The organism is Flavobacterium sp. LC2016-01 (assembly GCF_009711135.1).
Taxonomy (GTDB): domain Bacteria; phylum Bacteroidota; class Bacteroidia; order Flavobacteriales; family Flavobacteriaceae; genus Flavobacterium.
Window position 1 is genome coordinate 1 of sequence record NZ_WMIC01000030.1, and the last position, 418, is coordinate 418.

Sequence of the window (418 nt, forward strand, 5' to 3'; positions counted from 1 at the left end):
CCGCCAGTGATGTCAACTGTAATTGTTGCACCTGGAGCTGCAGAACAGTCAAGTTCTTTGCTGATGCTGATCGTTGCTCCCAACTGTGGATAAACCGTAATTGGAGTTGCCGAAGCCGGACAGTTGTTGGCATCTTTTACCCAAACAGTATATGGTGTAGCCGAAGCCGGTACATTAAATACATTGTTTGATGTGAACGCTCCTCCAACACCGTTGATTCCGTAAACTAAAGCGCCTTTTCCGCCTGTTCCTGTAGCCGTAATAGTAAAGCCGCTTCCTGAAGCTGTACACTGGTTGCTTAAAACCGCTGTAACTGAAGGTGTCGGATCTGTTGATAACGGAACTGCTACTGAATCAGTACAGCCGTTAGCATCCATTACATACACAACCCAGTTCATATCAGCGCCGCTGTTAGTGT

Annotated in this window: 1 protein-coding gene; it reads right to left on the bottom strand. The window is 46.9% G+C overall.

What is annotated here, in order from left to right:
* A partial coding sequence (locus tag GKZ88_RS22675) for a hypothetical protein (RefSeq protein WP_196216513.1) occupies positions 1-418 on the bottom strand: 418 nt, incomplete at both ends.